General features: G+C 42.9%; 14 protein-coding genes. All 14 read left to right on the forward strand.

Annotated elements, in window-relative coordinates:
- Positions 1-270 precede the first annotated feature (270 nt).
- The 14 genes from EV282_RS02775 (at position 271) to EV282_RS02840 (ending at position 16,209) form a co-directional block, all read left to right on the forward strand.
- The gene (locus tag EV282_RS02775) at positions 271-1,953 is read left to right on the forward strand and encodes an alpha amylase family protein (RefSeq protein WP_130293600.1); all 1,683 of its coding nucleotides are present in this window, start codon (positions 271-273) and stop codon (positions 1,951-1,953) included.
- A 368-nt stretch (positions 1,954-2,321) separates the two neighbouring features.
- Complete coding sequence (locus tag EV282_RS02780; protein ID WP_130293602.1) at positions 2,322-3,134, forward strand: MBL fold metallo-hydrolase; 813 nt, start codon at positions 2,322-2,324, stop codon at positions 3,132-3,134.
- A 24-nt stretch (positions 3,135-3,158) separates the two neighbouring features.
- Positions 3,159-3,866: an N-acetylmannosamine-6-phosphate 2-epimerase gene (locus tag EV282_RS02785; RefSeq protein WP_207224279.1), complete on the forward strand. Its 708-nt coding sequence runs from the start codon at positions 3,159-3,161 to the stop codon at positions 3,864-3,866.
- Between the two features lie 93 nt (positions 3,867-3,959).
- Positions 3,960-4,823 (forward strand): MurR/RpiR family transcriptional regulator, encoded by an 864-nt coding sequence (locus EV282_RS02790; RefSeq protein ID WP_130293604.1) that lies wholly within the window; start codon positions 3,960-3,962, stop codon positions 4,821-4,823.
- 21 nt (positions 4,824-4,844) lie between these two features.
- Complete coding sequence (locus tag EV282_RS02795; protein ID WP_130293606.1) at positions 4,845-5,777, forward strand: acetylxylan esterase; 933 nt, start codon at positions 4,845-4,847, stop codon at positions 5,775-5,777.
- 23 nt (positions 5,778-5,800) lie between these two features.
- The gene (locus EV282_RS02800; protein WP_165389332.1) at positions 5,801-6,790 is read left to right on the forward strand and encodes an ROK family protein; all 990 of its coding nucleotides are present in this window, start codon (positions 5,801-5,803) and stop codon (positions 6,788-6,790) included.
- Positions 6,780-8,351: an FAD-dependent oxidoreductase gene (locus EV282_RS02805; RefSeq protein ID WP_130293610.1), complete on the forward strand. Its 1,572-nt coding sequence runs from the start codon at positions 6,780-6,782 to the stop codon at positions 8,349-8,351. Before EV282_RS02800 ends, EV282_RS02805 begins: the two co-directional genes overlap by 11 nt.
- Before the next feature lie 14 nt (positions 8,352-8,365).
- Complete coding sequence (locus EV282_RS02810; RefSeq protein ID WP_130293612.1) at positions 8,366-9,319, forward strand: acetylxylan esterase; 954 nt, start codon at positions 8,366-8,368, stop codon at positions 9,317-9,319.
- Positions 9,316-10,512, forward strand: a complete 1,197-nt coding sequence (locus EV282_RS02815; RefSeq protein WP_130293614.1) for an alpha amylase family protein — start codon at positions 9,316-9,318, stop codon at positions 10,510-10,512. Before EV282_RS02810 ends, EV282_RS02815 begins: the two co-directional genes overlap by 4 nt.
- A 148-nt stretch (positions 10,513-10,660) precedes the next feature.
- On the forward strand, positions 10,661-11,920 hold the full coding sequence (locus EV282_RS02820) for an ABC transporter substrate-binding protein (protein WP_242611812.1): 1,260 nt from the start codon (positions 10,661-10,663) through the stop codon (positions 11,918-11,920).
- Between the two features lie 285 nt (positions 11,921-12,205).
- The gene (locus tag EV282_RS02825) at positions 12,206-13,060 is read left to right on the forward strand and encodes a carbohydrate ABC transporter permease (RefSeq protein ID WP_130293616.1); all 855 of its coding nucleotides are present in this window, start codon (positions 12,206-12,208) and stop codon (positions 13,058-13,060) included.
- Between the two features lie 12 nt (positions 13,061-13,072).
- Positions 13,073-13,969: a carbohydrate ABC transporter permease gene (locus EV282_RS02830; protein WP_130293618.1), complete on the forward strand. Its 897-nt coding sequence runs from the start codon at positions 13,073-13,075 to the stop codon at positions 13,967-13,969.
- A gap of 18 nt (positions 13,970-13,987) precedes the next feature.
- Positions 13,988-14,620 (forward strand): YesL family protein, encoded by a 633-nt coding sequence (locus EV282_RS02835; protein ID WP_130293620.1) that lies wholly within the window; start codon positions 13,988-13,990, stop codon positions 14,618-14,620.
- A 65-nt stretch (positions 14,621-14,685) separates the two neighbouring features.
- Entirely contained in the window at positions 14,686-16,209 is a 1,524-nt protein-coding gene (locus EV282_RS02840; protein ID WP_130293622.1) for a DUF4127 family protein, read from the forward strand.
- Positions 16,210-16,371 lie beyond the last annotated feature (162 nt).

Raw genomic sequence — 16,371 nt, forward strand, 5'->3', positions numbered from 1 at the left:
CTCTAAAAGCCTTCCTGAATTCTATGAGTCGTTAGCCATTCTCTATGAGTCAAAACAGCTCCTCTATGAACCAAACATAACTCTCTATGGGTCAAACCTCTAAACATTAACTTCCTTAGTACAACAGTCCTGCTTTTCCAGCAAATATAAAAGTTCCTAGTCTAAAAGAAGGTTTTTTCCATTTAAAAGAACTATTTTGGAGAAAAACTCCACTTTTCAATTACGAATTATGCTAATATTTAAACAATTACAGAAAAGGGAGGATTAGGAATGAAAAGAATATTTTTCATGTTGATCGCTTTTGCCTTAATTTTCACAACCATGATCCCGCAAACCACCCTAGCTAAGAAAGACGATGACAAAAAACGGATTCGAGAATTGACGAAACTGGTTGAAAAGGACAACAAGAAATCGAGGATCCTTTGGTACGATCTATCCGCTAACTTATTTGGCCTCGATACACCAGAAGAAGTACGTAACATTGTAGAAAAAACCGCGAATGCTAACATCGATACGATCATTCTCGACATTAAAAACTCTACAGGTTTTGTAGCCTACAACAGTGAAATTGCTCCTCATGTCAGCACTTCTAAGATTCCTAGCTATCAAGGCTATCCGGAAAACTATGACCTCTTACAAACGGTAATTACAGAAGCGAAAAAGCATAATATTAAAGTCCATGCAGCCATCAATACGTTTTCAGAAGCGAGCACAACGTATCAAGACGGACCAGCCATGCTTCATCCTGAGTGGCAGACTACATACTATACTGCCATACAAAAAGTAAAGGCAGCTGATGGTTCATCACTTGAACTAACAGGAATTAATACAACGCGTAATTCGAATAATATGATTCTTTACACACCATCAAAATATGAAGAAACACCTACAAACAGATGGGGTGTTGAAGTTCAAGTAACTGATGATGTCATTACAGAAGTGAGTGACCGTAACACAACTGATGGACCGCGAGTAGCAATTCCAGATAACGGATATGTGCTTTCGGGTAACGGAACAGCTCGCACATGGATGCTGGAGCATCTGAAGGTTGGCGATACAGTTTCCGTTTCTGAAATGGAAACGAAATTTGTTAAAGGACAGGATTACAAACCGTCTCACTCAACGTTTGTGAATCCGATCAGAGACGATGTTCAGCGTTATGAACTCAGCATCATCGAAGAATTGATCGATAACTATGATGTGGATGGAATCGTACTGGACCGTGCGCGGTATTCCAGCATTTATGCGGATTTCAGTGATCTAAGCCGAGAGAAGTTTGAAGCGTATATCGGCAAAAAAGTGGAGAACTGGCCGACTGATATTTTTGAAATTAAAGTAGAGAACTATGAAAAAGTAAACGTACCGGGACCTCTTTATCAAAAGTGGATTGAATGGCGTGCCGGCAATATTCAGTCATTCTTCCAAAAAGCCGAGAACCTCATTCATAAAAAAGAACCTGAGACTTTCTTCAGTACGTATGTTGGAAGCTGGTACCCGGATTATTACAGTGAGGGTGTAAACTGGGCAAGCCGCACGCACTACCCAGAATACGATTGGGCAAGTCCAGACTACCATTCAAAAGGGTATGCTGAAACCCTCGATTTTATCATGACAGGTAACTATTTTGTAGATGTAACGAAGGAAGAAGCGGTGGCATCAGGCAGACCTGACTGGCACAGTGTTGAGGGGTCAGCTGATATTGCGATGGATGCGATCAATTATTCAACGTTCAACTACGGCAGTCTTTATTTAAATCAATACATCAACGATCCGGAAACGTTTAGACGCGCCCTTCAGATGGCGGTCGATAAAACACACGGTATCATGATTTTCGACCTGATCTATCTTGAGATGTTCGACTGGTGGTATATCGTTGAAGAAGAATTCGCAAAGAAATCTGTCTCCCCACACCATATCAAAAAGTACATGGATCTTGTACGAGAAGATAAGTAAAAATGAACTCCCCGCTGCAAAATTGCCGGGGAGTTTTTTCACACATTTAGTTGTTAGAATGTTTGGAATAGTATAAACTAATGTAAAGTGAAAGAAATATCCATAATTTATTTATATTTTGGAGGAATATTTTCTCGGTCCGCTAAAATAGCTTTTAGATGCCAAAGGACGTGTCTATGAGTCAAAACGACTCCTCTATGGGTCAAACACATTGCTCTATGAGTCGTCCGGATACTTCTATGAACCAAACTCAATCCTATGAGTCTAACAAGCAGTCCTATGAGTCTTAATGCATGTTCTATGAGTCAAAAATGGATCTCTATGAACCAAACTCATAAATAACACATCCGCAAAAGGAGGATCAACTTTTGAAACTCCATATTCTTGGTACAGCTGCATCAGAAGGCTATCCAGCTATCTTTTGTACTTGTTCGCACTGTCAAAAAGCCAGACAACTAGGCGGTAAAAACATTCGAACACGCACATCAGCCATTATAGACCACACACTCAAAATTGATTTTCCGCCTGATACACTGCACCATGTTCTGCGTGACGATCTAGACCTCACCAAGATTCAGCATCTTCTTTTTACACATACACATCATGATCACTTTTATCCAGAAGACTTAAATATGAGGCTGCCGGGTTATGCGCATGGCGTGCAATATCCATTTCATATATACGGAAATGATGCAGTTTTAGCCAAATTATCTCAAAGCTTGAAAAAACAGAACGATCATGTTCAGTTTCATCTGCTTCGTCCTTTTTCAACATACCAAATAGACGATGCAGAAGTGACACCATTATTAGCAGATCATAATCAGATCGAAACGTGTCTGCTGTTCCACATAAAAAAAGGCAACACCGCGCTGCTTTATGGACATGATACGGGATGTTTTCCGGATGAAACGTGGAACTGGCTGGAGACAAACGCAAAGATTGACATTGCTCTTCTTGATTGTACGAACGGCAACTTGCCGGAGTACCGAAATCACATGAACGTAAATGCGGTGATCGAGACGAAGAACAGGCTTCAGGAAAACAGCATTTTATTCGATCATTCCAAAGTGTATGTTACCCATTTTTCTCATAATATCGGACTTCTGCATGAAGACCTGATCAAGATTTTTCAACCGCACAATATCGACGTTGCTTACGATGGCTTGGTTATTGAAACATAAATTGTGTGTAAAAGAGGTGTGTACATGATAAGTAAGCAAGAACTGATGCAGCAAATCAAAGGAAGAATCATCGTGTCTTGCCAGGCCCTTCAACATGAGCCGCTGCATGGATCAGACATCATGGCAAAAATGGCGATTGCGGCAGAACAAGGTGGAGCAACAGCGATACGGGCGAACAGTAAAGAAGACATTATAGCTATTAAAAAGGTAACGCAGCTGCCTGTGATCGGCATTGTAAAACGTGACTATCCTGACAGCGACGTTTTTATTACACCAACCTTAAAAGAAGTGCAGGAGCTGTTAGAAGCAAAAACGGATGTGGTCACCATTGATGCGACTTCCCGACAAAGACCTGGAAATTTCAGTTTGGAAGAGATGGTGAACTATATCCGCCATCAATCTAAAGCGTTTATCATGGCGGACATATCCACGTTTGAAGAAGGGGTTATGGCGATCGAGCTCGGTGCAGATTTTATATCCACTACTCTTTCCGGCTACACGTCTTATAGTCCGCAAATCGAACAGCCGGATTTTGACCTGATTGAGCGATTGTCTAAGCTTAGAAAAGTTCCTATCATCGCTGAAGGCAGAATCGCGACACCTGCACAAGCTAAAAAAGCACTCGAGCTAGGTGCCTTCTCGGTCGTAGTAGGCTCGGCCATCACTCGGCCTCAGTTAATTACAAAACGATTTGTAGAGGAAGTGACTCTTTTAAATCGAAATATTACGTAATTCGTCATTTTCCATCAAGCTATCAAACCTTTGAGCTGGTGAATGGCGAAACGTTTTAAAAATAGTCGTGCCAGTGAAAGGAGCACTTATCCAATGAAAATTGCAACAATACAAACGGCGAGTCCACTCGTTTTAATTCCAAGCATCTATAAATCGCTCACAAAAGCAGAGCAAAAAGTAGCCGATGTGATCACAGCCGATACGCATGAAGCCGTATACTATTCGGTTACAGATCTCTCTGAAAAAGCAGATGTGGGAGAAACGACAGTTATCCGTTTTTGCCGGAAGCTTGGTTACAAGGGCTATCAAGAATTTAAACTCGCCGTTGCTCAAAATCTTGTGAATCCGAACGAATCGGTATACGGAAAAATTGAAGATACAGACAGCATTGATGTGATTGCAAAAAAAATCACGTCTCAAAATACAGGGTTTATTCAGGATACACTTGGACTTATGGATCAGAACAACATAGAAAAAGTGGCTAAAAAACTTTTAGGTGCCCGTAAAATCTACTTTTTTGGAGTAGGCTCATCTGGAATCACGGCAACGGACGCCAAGTATCGTTTTATGAGAATCGGGTTCAATGTTGATTGTTCGGTGGATTCACATATCATTGCCATGAACGCAGCACTGGCAACGAAAGAGGATGTCGTGATCGGTATTTCAACATCTGGCAGCACGAAGGATCTTGTGGACGCAGTCCGTATCGCAAAAGAAAATGGAGCTTTCGTGATCTGTCTTACAAACCACAACCGTTCACCGATCACAAAGTACACCGATGAAATCTTGCTTGCTGCCTCTAGAGAGACACCGCTACAAGGAGGTTCGTTCGCAGCGAAGATGGCACAGCTTCATCTTCTCGACATCTTAACAACGGTTGTTCTTTTACAACAAAAAGAACAATCCATTCAAGCAATTGAAAAAACAGCAAAAGCGGTTCTTGATAAGATGTATTAATTTTATGAGGTGACAAACCTTATGAATCTAAAAAACTATAAGCCTGTTTTGACGAGACAGCCCGATTTTCATGCTTTTTGGGAAAAACGAAAGGGATCTTTTCAGCCAGATGTCACGGTGAATTGGCTCAATGATTACCCAGTGAAACAAGTTAAAGTGGCAGATGTTACGTTTAATTGCCGAGACGGAACACCGATCAGAAGCTGGATGATCATACCGAACAGCGATCAAAAATCGTATTCCGCTGTTGTTCACTTTCACGGATATACAGCAGGACGGGGAGCAGTTCATGAGTTTTTAAAATATGCACTGATGGGTATCGCCGTTTTTTGTTTTGAGCTCAGAGGGCAGGGAGTTTCACCAGACCACGCTCATTATAATAGAGGAAACTATCTTCCGGGATGGATGACGAACGATATTGAGAATCTCCAAAACTATTATTACGTGCATGTGTATGAGGACATGATTGCTTATCTGTCTTGGATGAAGAAGCTTGATTTTATCGATTCAAACCGAATAGCCGTAATGGGTGAATCGCAAGGCGGTGGTTTGGCATTGGCTGCAGCCGGAGTAGATTCCGATATCAAACTCGCAATCTCTGATTTTCCTTTTTTGTCTCATATTGAAAAAGGAGTCGAGCTTGCTTTAGACGGACCATATGTCGAGGTCGCGCAGTATTTTAAATACAACGATCCGACACGAAGTTCCTATGAAAAAATTATGCAAAACCTTTCCTACGTGGATGCCATGAACTTTTGTCCGGATATCTTCTGTCCTGTTCTAATGAGCATTGGCTTAAAGGATACAGTGACGCCTCCTGAAACGGTGTTTGCTGCATTTAATCACTTGGCAACAAAAATAAAAGAAATTGATATTTATCCGGACTATGGCCACGAGCCAAACCACTTTAAAGAAGAGCGACGTCTAGAATGGATCGCAAAGTACTTGTTATAAAACGTCTTAAGGGGTGTGGACGTATGAAGCGAGATGTCAGTATCGGTATTGATATCGGAGGAACAAAAATCGTAGCGGGACTTGTGACGGTTGAAGGCGAGGTCCTCTACAAACAGATCGTCCCAACAGCGACAGAAGGAAAAGAACAGATTATCTTTCAGCTGCAGCAGATGATAAATGATCTTTTAAAAGAGGCGCATAAGCTAAGGCTCCCGACTTTAAAAGGTATTGGCATCGGAACTGCTGGTCAGATCGATTTCAAAAACGGAATCGTCAGAAGCGGAACATCGAACATTAAAGACTGGAACGATATACCGCTTAAACATGAGATCCAGCGTTTATTTGGATTCCCGACCTGGATTGATAACGATGTGAATGTAGTGGCTCTCGCGGAATCCTATCTCGGCGCGGCTAAAGGATATAATAACGTCGTTTTCTTAACACTTGGTACAGGAATCGGAGGCGCTGTTATTCAGGAAGGAAAGCTTTTGCACGGAGAGTGGGGAGGAGCAGCAGAACTTGGCCATATGTCAGTAGACCGTAACGGTCCAGCGTGCAACTGCGGCTATAAAGGCTGCCTCGAGGCGTATGCTTCTGGAACTGGAATTGCTAATCAGATGAAACGCATGCTTCGTAAAAATCCTGAGCTCTATGATGGCCAAATTGAAAACATAACCGCACGAGATGTGTTTCAATGGGCATCTGAAGGAAAACAATTTGCAAAATCACTTTTGGATAAAGCGATAGACGCCCTGGCTTACGGAACCGTTAACATCATTCATGCCTTCAACCCTTCACTGCTTGTTATAGGAGGCGGAATCATCGATCAGCACAGCTGGATCATTACGGATCTGCAGAATCGTGTACGGAGCCTTGGTATTTCATCGCTTGTTCAATCTGTTTCTTTTAAAAAAGCAGCTTTTGGTGATGAAGCAGGGGTAATTGGTGCCGCGTATCAAAGCTTTTTGTATAGTCAAAACGTTCAAAAGGAGGGTGCATCTAATGAGGGATGAAAAATCAGCAGATATCGTCATTATCGGTGGAAGCACAGGGGGATGTGCCGCAGCACTTTCTGCCTGCAAGATGGGCTACCACGTCGTCATGACCGAAGAGACGAAGTGGATCGGCGGCCAGCTGACAAGCCAGGCTGTGCCTCCCGATGAACACCGTTGGATCGAGCAGTTTGGCTGCACGCAGAGCTACCGAACATTCAGGAACAAAGTAAGAGAACATTATTTATGCAAGTATTCCGTAAAACCTGAGCATCACCATTTGTTGTTCAATCCAGGGAACTCACTGGTCAGCCGAATTTCACACGAACCAAGAGCGGCTCTTCATGTATTGGAGGAAATGCTTGCACCATACGTACATAACGGACTTCTCACCATTTTAACTGAACACAAAATCACCTCCGTTCAAGTGGATGGCGATTATATAAAAGCAGCAACAGTCATCCACGAACCTACCCAAAAAGAATTAATCCTGCAAGGAACTTATTTTCTCGATGCCACAGAATGCGGTGATGTACTGCCACTCGCGAACGTTCAATATGTGACAGGGGCAGAGTCTCAAGAACAGACCGGTGAACCCCATGCGGTTTCTGGTGATCCTGAACCTCTTAACATGCAGGCAATCACGCATTGTTTTGCCGTTGATTATCGCGAGGGTGAAGACCACACGATTGAAAAACCTGAATCCTATTCCTTCTGGCGGAACTACCAGCCTGATGTTTGGCCAGATCGGCTTTTAAGCTGGACAGCGCCTCAGCCGATCAGTTTAAAACCCATCACGTATTCATTAATGCCGAACGCCAATCAATTCTCACTTTTTCACTATCGACGTTTGATCGATTCCTCTCAATTTGACAACAACGAATTTCCTCATGACATTAGCTTAATTAACTGGCCGCAAAACGATTATCTGTTAGGACCTGTTTTTGATATAGAAGAAAAAGAGCGCATGCTACATCTAAAACAAGCAAAAGAATTAAGTCTTTCGCTTTTATACTGGATGCAAACTGAGGCACCAAGGCCGGATGGCGGGCAAGGATATCCAGGATTGAAACTTAGACCTGATGTTGTCGGTACAGAAGATGGACTTGCCATGTATCCGTATATTCGGGAATCCCGACGGATCCAGGCTGAGTTTACGGTACTTGAGCAGCATTTTAGTGCTGAAATCCGTGGAGATAAAGGTGCCTCCCAATATGAAGATTCTGTTGGAATCGGCTGCTACCGCATCGATCTTCATCCTAGTACGGGTGGAGATAATTATATCGATATCTCATCCTTACCGTTCCAAATTCCGCTCGGCAGTTTTATTCCGGTTCAGTTTCAAAATCTGATTCCCGCCTGTAAGAATATCGCAACGACTCATATTACAAACGGATGCTACCGGCTTCATCCCGTTGAATGGAACATTGGAGAAGTAGCGGGATACCTTGCGGGTTATTCAATGAAAAAGAGTACAATTCCACGACATGTCCGAAACCATGATCCATTGCTGAAGGATTTCCAAAAGGTGCTTACCCAGCAAGGAATCGAACTTCAATGGCCGGTCGTTCATGCCGTGTAGGGAGGTGATATTTCGTGATCGATGAACGGTGGAAAGATTATATACCTGAGAGTAATCGTGAGCCCGATTTTGATGCGTTTTGGGAAGAGACTAAACTCGAGTCTAAAAATCAGCCGCTTGAGGTCCGGCTCTCAGACATTCCATACCCGATTCGAAACATTAACGCTCAAAAACTAATTTTTAAAGGGTTCAACGGAACTGAACTTGCAGGTTTTTACTTAAAACCTGATTCGGAAAAAAAAAGATTACCATGTTTGCTCGTTTTGCACGGCTATGGCGGAAACAAAGGTTCAATCGCGAACTACGCAAAATATCTCATGATGGGTTATGCCGTGGTAGCACTAGATACGAGAGGTCACGGTGAATCAGGAAACGGCAGCTATCCAGCGGGTGGAACCGGTTCTTGGGTAACGCAAGGAATCCTCGATCCCGCCACTTATTATTACCGTCACGTTTATATGGATGTGATTCGTGCGCTGGATGTCACCGAAACGCTGCCTGAGGTGAATTCTGAGAGAATCGTGATCTATGGTGTAAGTATGGGAGGAGGTATTGCGCTAGCTGTTGCGGGACTAGATAACCGGGCATCCTACGTGATCGCAGATGTGCCCAATATGTGTGACCTGCCTCTCGCTATTCAACTAAAGATGGAAGGTTCGCTAACGGCAGTAGAACAATTTTTGCGTCAATATCCTGATCAGCTTAAACAAGTGTTTAAAACGCTCTCCTTTTATGATAATAAAAACCTAGCTGAAAACATCTCATGTCCGGTTTGGATTTCTGCAGGAGGCAAGGATCTGATCTGTCCCCCTCAGACCATCTATGGTGTGTTTAACCTGATTAAGACAAACAAGAACATCAACTATTATTCATTCTCCGGGCATGATCTTCCCGGTAGTATCAGTCACATCGATCATCTTGTCGAGATACTGGCAGAATATATAGAGGAAAGGGTGACAAAAAGTTGAAGGATACAACGATTTTATGGGTCGATTTTATCGCGAATGCTGATTATCTAGCCTCAAAAGAAAATCAAAAGATTTTTATGGAAAACGCAAAGAATGCTGGAGTTACAAGGCTTGTCATTGATGCGAAGATCCCTTTTGGGCAGGTGACCTTTCCGAGTTCCATCGCGCCGCACGTGAGTTCTGTAGAAGACGGTCGTTATGATGCGTGGAGAGGGCGGAACTTCTTACAAGAGATGCTCGAGCTCGGGCATCAAGAAGGGTTTATTGTACTTGCAAACCTCGATGTTTTTGCTGAAGGAGAGAAAGCGGCAGAAGAAGGTGTTGCTTACGAGAAGAAGGAATGGCAGACGACCTTTTATCAATACAATCCTTCACTTAAAAAAGGAGAGTTCGTTGCAGCGGAAGATAGCAGTGAATACGCAGTCTGGGTGAACCCTATCCTCCCTGAAGTGGAAGATTACGAGCTTTCTATTTTACAAGAAGTCGTGGAAAACTATGATGTGGATGGCGTTGTGCTCGACCGCTGCAGATATCCGAACGTGTATGGCGATTTTAGTGATTGTAGCAAAAATAGATTTGAAGATTTTACAGGAGAGAAGCTCAAAAATTGGCCTGAAGATATCCTCTCTTTTACAGCAGAAGGAGAGCTAGTCAGAGGAAATCATTTCAATAAGTGGGCTGAATGGCGCGCGGGAAACATCACAGAATATGTGAAAAAAGCTAAGAGAATCGTAAAGAAGAGAAATCCGAATCTATTATTCAGCATCTATGTGGGCTCGTGGCATCCGCTCTATTATCACGAAGGAGTGAACTGGGGCAGCAACACGTTCCAGCCTGATTACGATTGGACTTCAGAAACCTATCATGTGACTGGCTATGGTGATGAGCTCGATTTCATCATGACCGGTTGCTATTATCCTGATGTGACGAAGGATGAAGCGATTTCTAATCAAAAGCCAGCCGACTGGTACAGCGTTGAGGGTGGAATTGAAGTGAGCCTAAAGGCGTTGAACGGAAAGACACCTGTTGTTGCCTCTCTCTATCTTAAAGACTATGAAAATAATCCAGAACAGTTTTTAAAAGCGATAAAGATGTGCAAAGAAAGGTCCGCTGGTGTGATGCTGTTCGATACAAGTCATCTTATTAGTTTTCAATGGTGGGATCTAGTTAAAAAGCCCTCTATAAAACAGTGAAAATAGCCGTTGACAAAATTGTCAGTATTATCTTAAAATTAAGAAAATGGAGGAATTTTTCTTCTTTATCAATTTTTAGGAAATAAAATTCCTTTTTTACAGGGGTACGAAACATGCTAGTCATTAAGAAAAATGAGGGGGATGTAAAGTGAAACACGTAAAAAAAGTGTTGGCGTTCGTCATGATTTTCTCACTCTTAGCTCTAACCGCTTGTAACGACTCGTCGAGCGGCAGTGGAGGTAAGGATGAAAAAGCAGAAATTACATTTTGGACCATTTCATTAAGCCCTACTTTCGATGATTACATCAACGGCATGATCGCAGACTTTGAGAAAGAGAATCCGAATATTAAAGTGAAGTGGCAGGACATTCCTTTTGATCAAGTAGAAAAGAAAACGCTTACTGCAGCAGCTTCTGGACAGCTTGGTGATGTTATGAACCTGAACACCGATTACCTAAAAAAGCTGGCTGCCCTTGGTGCAGTTAAGAATCTAGAAAAAGATACAAAAGACGTGAAGGACGATTTCTTCCCGGGAATCTGGGATGCAGGCAAGCTTGAAGATGGTACGTATGCTTTGCCATGGTACCTATCAACAGGTGTGGTTCTTTACAATAAAGAGCTTTTAAAGAAAGCAGGCTACGATAATCCTCCAACAACAGAGGAAGAAGCGTGGGAAATGTCGAAAGTGATTAAAGAAAAGACGGGTGCGATCGGGCATCTTGTCAAAGACATCCACGTTTATCTGCCAGCTAACGGTGCTGATATTATCTCTGAAGACTTAAAGAGTGCAGCAATCAACAACCCGAAAGCGCTTGAAATCTTCAAAGAATTTAAAGAGCGCTACGATAACGGTTTAATCCCGAAAGAAGCGGTTTTAGGAATATACAAGCATAACGAAGCATTTGCTCAAGAGAAGCTAGCTTGGTGGAACATTGGACCACAGCTATTCAGACAAGTAAAAGACTTGTCGCCTGAAGTGTATGCCAAGTCTGATGCATCACCGGCAATCCTAGGTTCTGAAGAAAAGATCCACGTAGGAATCATGAACGTTGCGGTTGCTGAGAAAACCAAGCATCCAGAAGCAGCGATCAAGTTTGCGAAGTTCGTAACAAACGCTGAGAACCAATTAGCATTCGGTAAGATCGTACCGATCCTTCCGTCGGTTATCGAAGCAACAGAAGATGAGTTCTACACGGATGTTAAAGAAGCTAAGGACCCGGCAGATAAGGGACGCTACCTGGCTGCAAAACAGCTTGAAAAAGGCGCGAACCTATTCCCGCCGGTAGAGAACATCTCCCAAATCAACAAAGCGGTTCAAGAGGAGTTCCAGAAAGTATTGTTAGAAGATAAAGATCCGGAGCAGGCATTGAAGGATGCTGAGACGGAGATTAATAAGCTGTTGAAGTAGAAGTTGAGTGTGTGTGGCAGCGTTTGGCTCATAGAGTGTAGGTTTTGACTCATAGAGAAACGAGTTTGACTCATAGAAATGGGTTTGGCCGATAGAAATTCATAGACCTACAACTTTGACTCATAGTGCAGCTGTTTAGACTCATAGACCGCACGTAACGACTCATAGAAAATGTTTCACGCAATTTCATAATGAACAAAATGGCTGACGCATACGGCTTGGCGTCAGCCAAGTTTCATTATAGGTAAGTATTAAGGCTCTTTTTAGAAAGATAGGGGGCATTTCATGTATAAAGCTAGAACAGCTTGGTTGTTTTTGATTCCTACAGGTGTCCTGCTGCTCACTTTCAGTATCATTCCAGCGGTCGCGGCGCTCGGGCTTAGCTTCACCAACTATAATGTTTTCCAGCCGATCGAATGGGTCGGTATCGAGAATTTCTCGAGAGCCTTCTCGGACGACGATTTTTGGAACGCACTTTGGAATACATTTTATTATTGGATTCTCGTTACACCAGCTTTGATCGTGATCCCGGTTTTCCTGGCGATCCTCGTGAACCAGCAGCTGATGGGAATTAAAGTGTACCGGCTAATATTCTATTTCCCGGCGCTCGTTTCCGTTGTTGTAACAGCGATTCTTTGGACATGGATGTTTAAAAGTGACGGACTTTTTAATGCAGCTCTTCATTCTATCGGCATCAATCCGGTCGACTGGCTGACTGATAAATTCACCGCTATGCCGAGTTTAGCGATCGTAACGGTCTGGCAAGGACTCGGTTATTACATGCTTTTTTATCTCGCTGGTTTGCAGTCCGTTTCAAAAGATCTTTACGAAGCGGCTGAACTGGACGGCGCGGGCTTTTGGGCAAAACACATCTACATTACATTTCCGAGCCTGAAGCCGATCATCTTTTTCGTTACCGTAGTCTCAACCATGTCTGCGTTTAAAGAGTTTACACTCATGTTAACGATGACAGCAGGAGGACCGATCGGATCAACTACAACACTCGTCTACATGATTTTTGAAAAAGCATTTACAGATCTCGAAATGGGCTATGCAAGTGCCGTCTCGACGATATTATTCGTCATCATCCTCATCTTAACGCTGATTAACAAACGGGCACTGGACACGACACAACAATAGGGAGGTGACAAAATGGAACTGAAAACTGCCGAACTGCAGCCGAAGATTCAAGTGAAAAAATCGAGAAAGCTGTCTCTCAAACACCGACGAAACATATTGCGCTGGGGTGTCTCTTATACGCTTTTAACCATTCTCGCGGTGGTCACGATCATGCCGTTTTTATGGACAGTATCAACATCACTCAAAGGGCAGAACGAAACAATTTTTTCGTATCCGCCTAATTTTACTCCTGAGAACTTTACATTCGAAAATTTTGTCACCGTATGGAACACATTGAATCTGCCTCTATATTTGTGGAACTCTGTGGTCCTGTCCTTTTGGGGTGTGATTCTGCCATTATTCTTTTGTTCACTCGCTGCTTTTCCACTGGCACGAATGAATTTTAAAGGAAAGAACCTCGTTTTCATGATCATCTTAGCGACGATGATGATCCCTGGTGAAGTAACGATGATTCCTGTTTATCTGACGATTTCGAAGTTAGGCTTGATCGGCACTTATTCTGGAGTAATCCTGCCTGGGGTGGTCAGTGCGTTCGCTATTTTCCTAATGCGGCAGGCATTTATCTCGATTCCAAAAGAACTGGATGAGTCAGCCATTATAGATGGCGCTAACGCTTGGCAGATCTGGTGGCATATCTTGCTGCCGATGGTAAAACCAATGCTTGCGACACTAGCAATCCTGAAGTTTATCGGGGCATGGAACAACTTCCTATGGCCGCTTTTGATCCTTGAGGACTCGAGCATGTATCCGTTAACCGTCGGACTGTATGAGCTAAAAGGAACGTTCGTTTCAAACACCCGTTTAATTGCAGCAGGAGCACTCATAGCCTTGATACCGATCTTAATCGTGTTTATAGCTTTCCAGAGTTACTTCATTAAAAGTGCTTATTCTAGCGCGGTCAAAGGATAAAAGAAAGGGGGGATCTTCATGAATGGTGTAATGGGGAAAATGAACGTACTTTGTGAATGGCTGGTGCGGCTCGTCCTGATCCAGTTCTATTGGGTCCTGTTTTCATTACTCGGTCTTGTTGTATTAGGACTAGTCCCATCCACAATGGCGATGTTTTCTGTCACGAGACAGCTTGTTATGAAGAATGAAGATGTCCCTCTTTTTCGAACCTTTAAGGAAAGCTTTTTCAGCCAGTTTTGGAAAGGTAATGGTGTAGGGGCAATACTGTTTCTCGTATCAGCCATTTTATATGTTGATTATCGTTTTTTTATCGCACATGAAACAATGAGTGCAGTTGCATTTCTTATCTTAACGATCAGCTTTTTTGCCGGAATGATCGTTTGTTTCCTTTTCCCGATCTATGCCCATTACGATGTGGGAGTGTGGGAAGGAATCAAAAAGAGTGTGTTTGTATGCTTGTCGCATTGTCATTATGGGCTGCTCGCTATGGTTGGAGTGGGATTGCTGATCGTGTTGTATGTGATGTTTTCAGGTCTTTTAATTCTCATTGGCGGCAGTACGATAGCCATGTTCTTAACGATACTTGGACAAAAAGTGTTCAAAAACATCGAGCAAAAATACTTAGCACTGCAAGGAAAGGAAGTTACTTAATTTAGACGGACATTTCTCTGGAATGCCGTTTTTTCTTTTGATTACATATAAAAGGAGCAATTCAGATGAACAAAAAAATTGCACTTGTTCCTGTTGATGCGAGGCCGGTTACACGTGACTTGCCTGGTCAAATTGCCAGAATCGGCGGGTGGGATGTAGTTGTACCGCCAAAAGAGATTTTAGGATTCTTAAAAATACCTGGGGATATTGATGCTGTTCGTGAGTGGTTGGTTAGTGTCGCAGGGGAAGTTGATGGATTTGTGATATCAATAGACATGCTTTGTTATGGCGGTCTTGTACCGTCAAGAATTTCCCCCGATTCTTATGAAATTTTAAACAATCGTTTAAATTCTATAAAAGAATTGAAGAAGAAGTATCCTGAAAAGCCCATCATGGCGTTTAGTGCCACGATGCGTATATCCAATAACTATGTGAATGAAGAGGAGAAGCCGTATTGGTCGGAGTATGGAATGGAGATCTATTCGTATTCCTATCAGTATCATCGTTTTTTGAAGACGGGTCTTAAGGAAGCACAACTTGAGATGGAAGAAATGGAGAAGAAGATTCCGGCTGCTATTTTGCAAGATTACAAGGAAACGCGAGAGAAGAACTTTCAGCTGAACTTGGCTCTTTTAAAAGGGATCGAGGATGGCTGGCTGGATCGCCTTGTTTTTCCGCAGGATGATACTTCTGAATACGGGCTAAATATCTTGGAACAAGAGAAGCTGTCTAGGGAAGTTTTAGAGAAAGAACTTTTTGTGAAAGTAGCGATTTATCCTGGTGCTGATGAAGTAGCGAATTCGTTGGCAGCAAGGATGATCTATGAACTTGAGGGGTTGCCGAAGCCAATCTTTTATCCGTTTTATAGTGGTGAAAAAGGTGCTCTGATCAACGCGTTGTATGAGGACCGGCCGATTGCGGAGAGTGTAAAAGGGCAAGTGTATGCGTTTGGCAGTTTTATAGAGGCGATACCAGGGGAAGCAGATGTCCTGCTTGCGGTTAATGTGCCTGGAAAAAAGCAAGGCGACCCTGCCATTCAGATCTTTTTGGGGGACGTTGATACGCCGGACCGTAACATAGGTGAGTGGGTGCAGCGGATGAAACATTACATGGATAAAGGTCACCTGGTGGCAGTTGCCGATGTAGCTTATGCAAACGGGGCTGATCCGGCGATGATTCCGCAGCTCTTGGCTCGGGTAGATGTAGATGTTCGTGAATTGTGTGGGTTTGCTGCGTGGAACACGGCAGGCAACACAATTGGGACAGTCGTCGCACAAGCTGCTATGGTTCACTTGGCAAAAAAGAAAGGCGTGGATTTTGATCAGCAATTCATTGATGAACAAATTCTATTCCGATTACTGGAAGACTATGTGTATCAGACAGTCGTGAGGCAAAAAGTACGTGCGGAAGTAAAGGATGATGCTCCTGACCTACTGGAACGAGTGGAAAAAACTTTTTTAGAAGAAACAGCTGCGTTCATAAAGAAAACATCTTTTGAGAAGGACTATAATGTTGAAATAGGTAACGTTATTCTGCCATGGAACCGCACATTTGAGATTGGGTTTAAGCTGGAACTGAAGCAGAATTGATTTAATGAAAGTCTATGAGCCGAAAGAATATTTCTATGAGCTAAAACCGCTGGTCTATGAGTCTTCGTAGAGAGTCTATGAGTCAAACTAAGAGGTCTATGAACCAAATGTGTTCCTATGAGTCAATGTCACATGTCTATGAGTCAAAACTGCACCTCTATG

It is taken from the genome of Fictibacillus sp. BK138, assembly GCF_004216955.1.
In the GTDB taxonomy this organism is placed as follows: Bacteria; Bacillota; Bacilli; order Bacillales; family Fictibacillaceae; genus Fictibacillus.

What these genes read in the sequence shown, in the direction of transcription:
- EV282_RS02790 (WP_130293604.1), top strand. Translation starts at nt 3,960, where the DNA reads ATGAAAATTGCAACAATACAAACGGCGAGTCCACTCGTTTTAATTCCA.
- EV282_RS02805 (WP_130293610.1), top strand. Translation starts at nt 6,780, where the DNA reads ATGAGGGATGAAAAATCAGCAGATATCGTCATTATCGGTGGAAGCACA.
- EV282_RS02835 (WP_130293620.1), top strand. Translation starts at nt 13,988, where the DNA reads ATGAATGGTGTAATGGGGAAAATGAACGTACTTTGTGAATGGCTGGTG.
- EV282_RS02830 (WP_130293618.1), top strand. Translation starts at nt 13,073, where the DNA reads ATGGAACTGAAAACTGCCGAACTGCAGCCGAAGATTCAAGTGAAAAAA.
- EV282_RS02840 (WP_130293622.1), top strand. Translation starts at nt 14,686, where the DNA reads ATGAACAAAAAAATTGCACTTGTTCCTGTTGATGCGAGGCCGGTTACA.
- EV282_RS02825 (WP_130293616.1), top strand. Translation starts at nt 12,206, where the DNA reads ATGTATAAAGCTAGAACAGCTTGGTTGTTTTTGATTCCTACAGGTGTC.
- EV282_RS02795 (WP_130293606.1), top strand. Translation starts at nt 4,845, where the DNA reads ATGAATCTAAAAAACTATAAGCCTGTTTTGACGAGACAGCCCGATTTT.
- EV282_RS02775 (WP_130293600.1), top strand. Translation starts at nt 271, where the DNA reads ATGAAAAGAATATTTTTCATGTTGATCGCTTTTGCCTTAATTTTCACA.
- EV282_RS02785 (WP_207224279.1), top strand. Translation starts at nt 3,159, where the DNA reads ATGATAAGTAAGCAAGAACTGATGCAGCAAATCAAAGGAAGAATCATC.
- EV282_RS02800 (WP_165389332.1), top strand. Translation starts at nt 5,801, where the DNA reads ATGAAGCGAGATGTCAGTATCGGTATTGATATCGGAGGAACAAAAATC.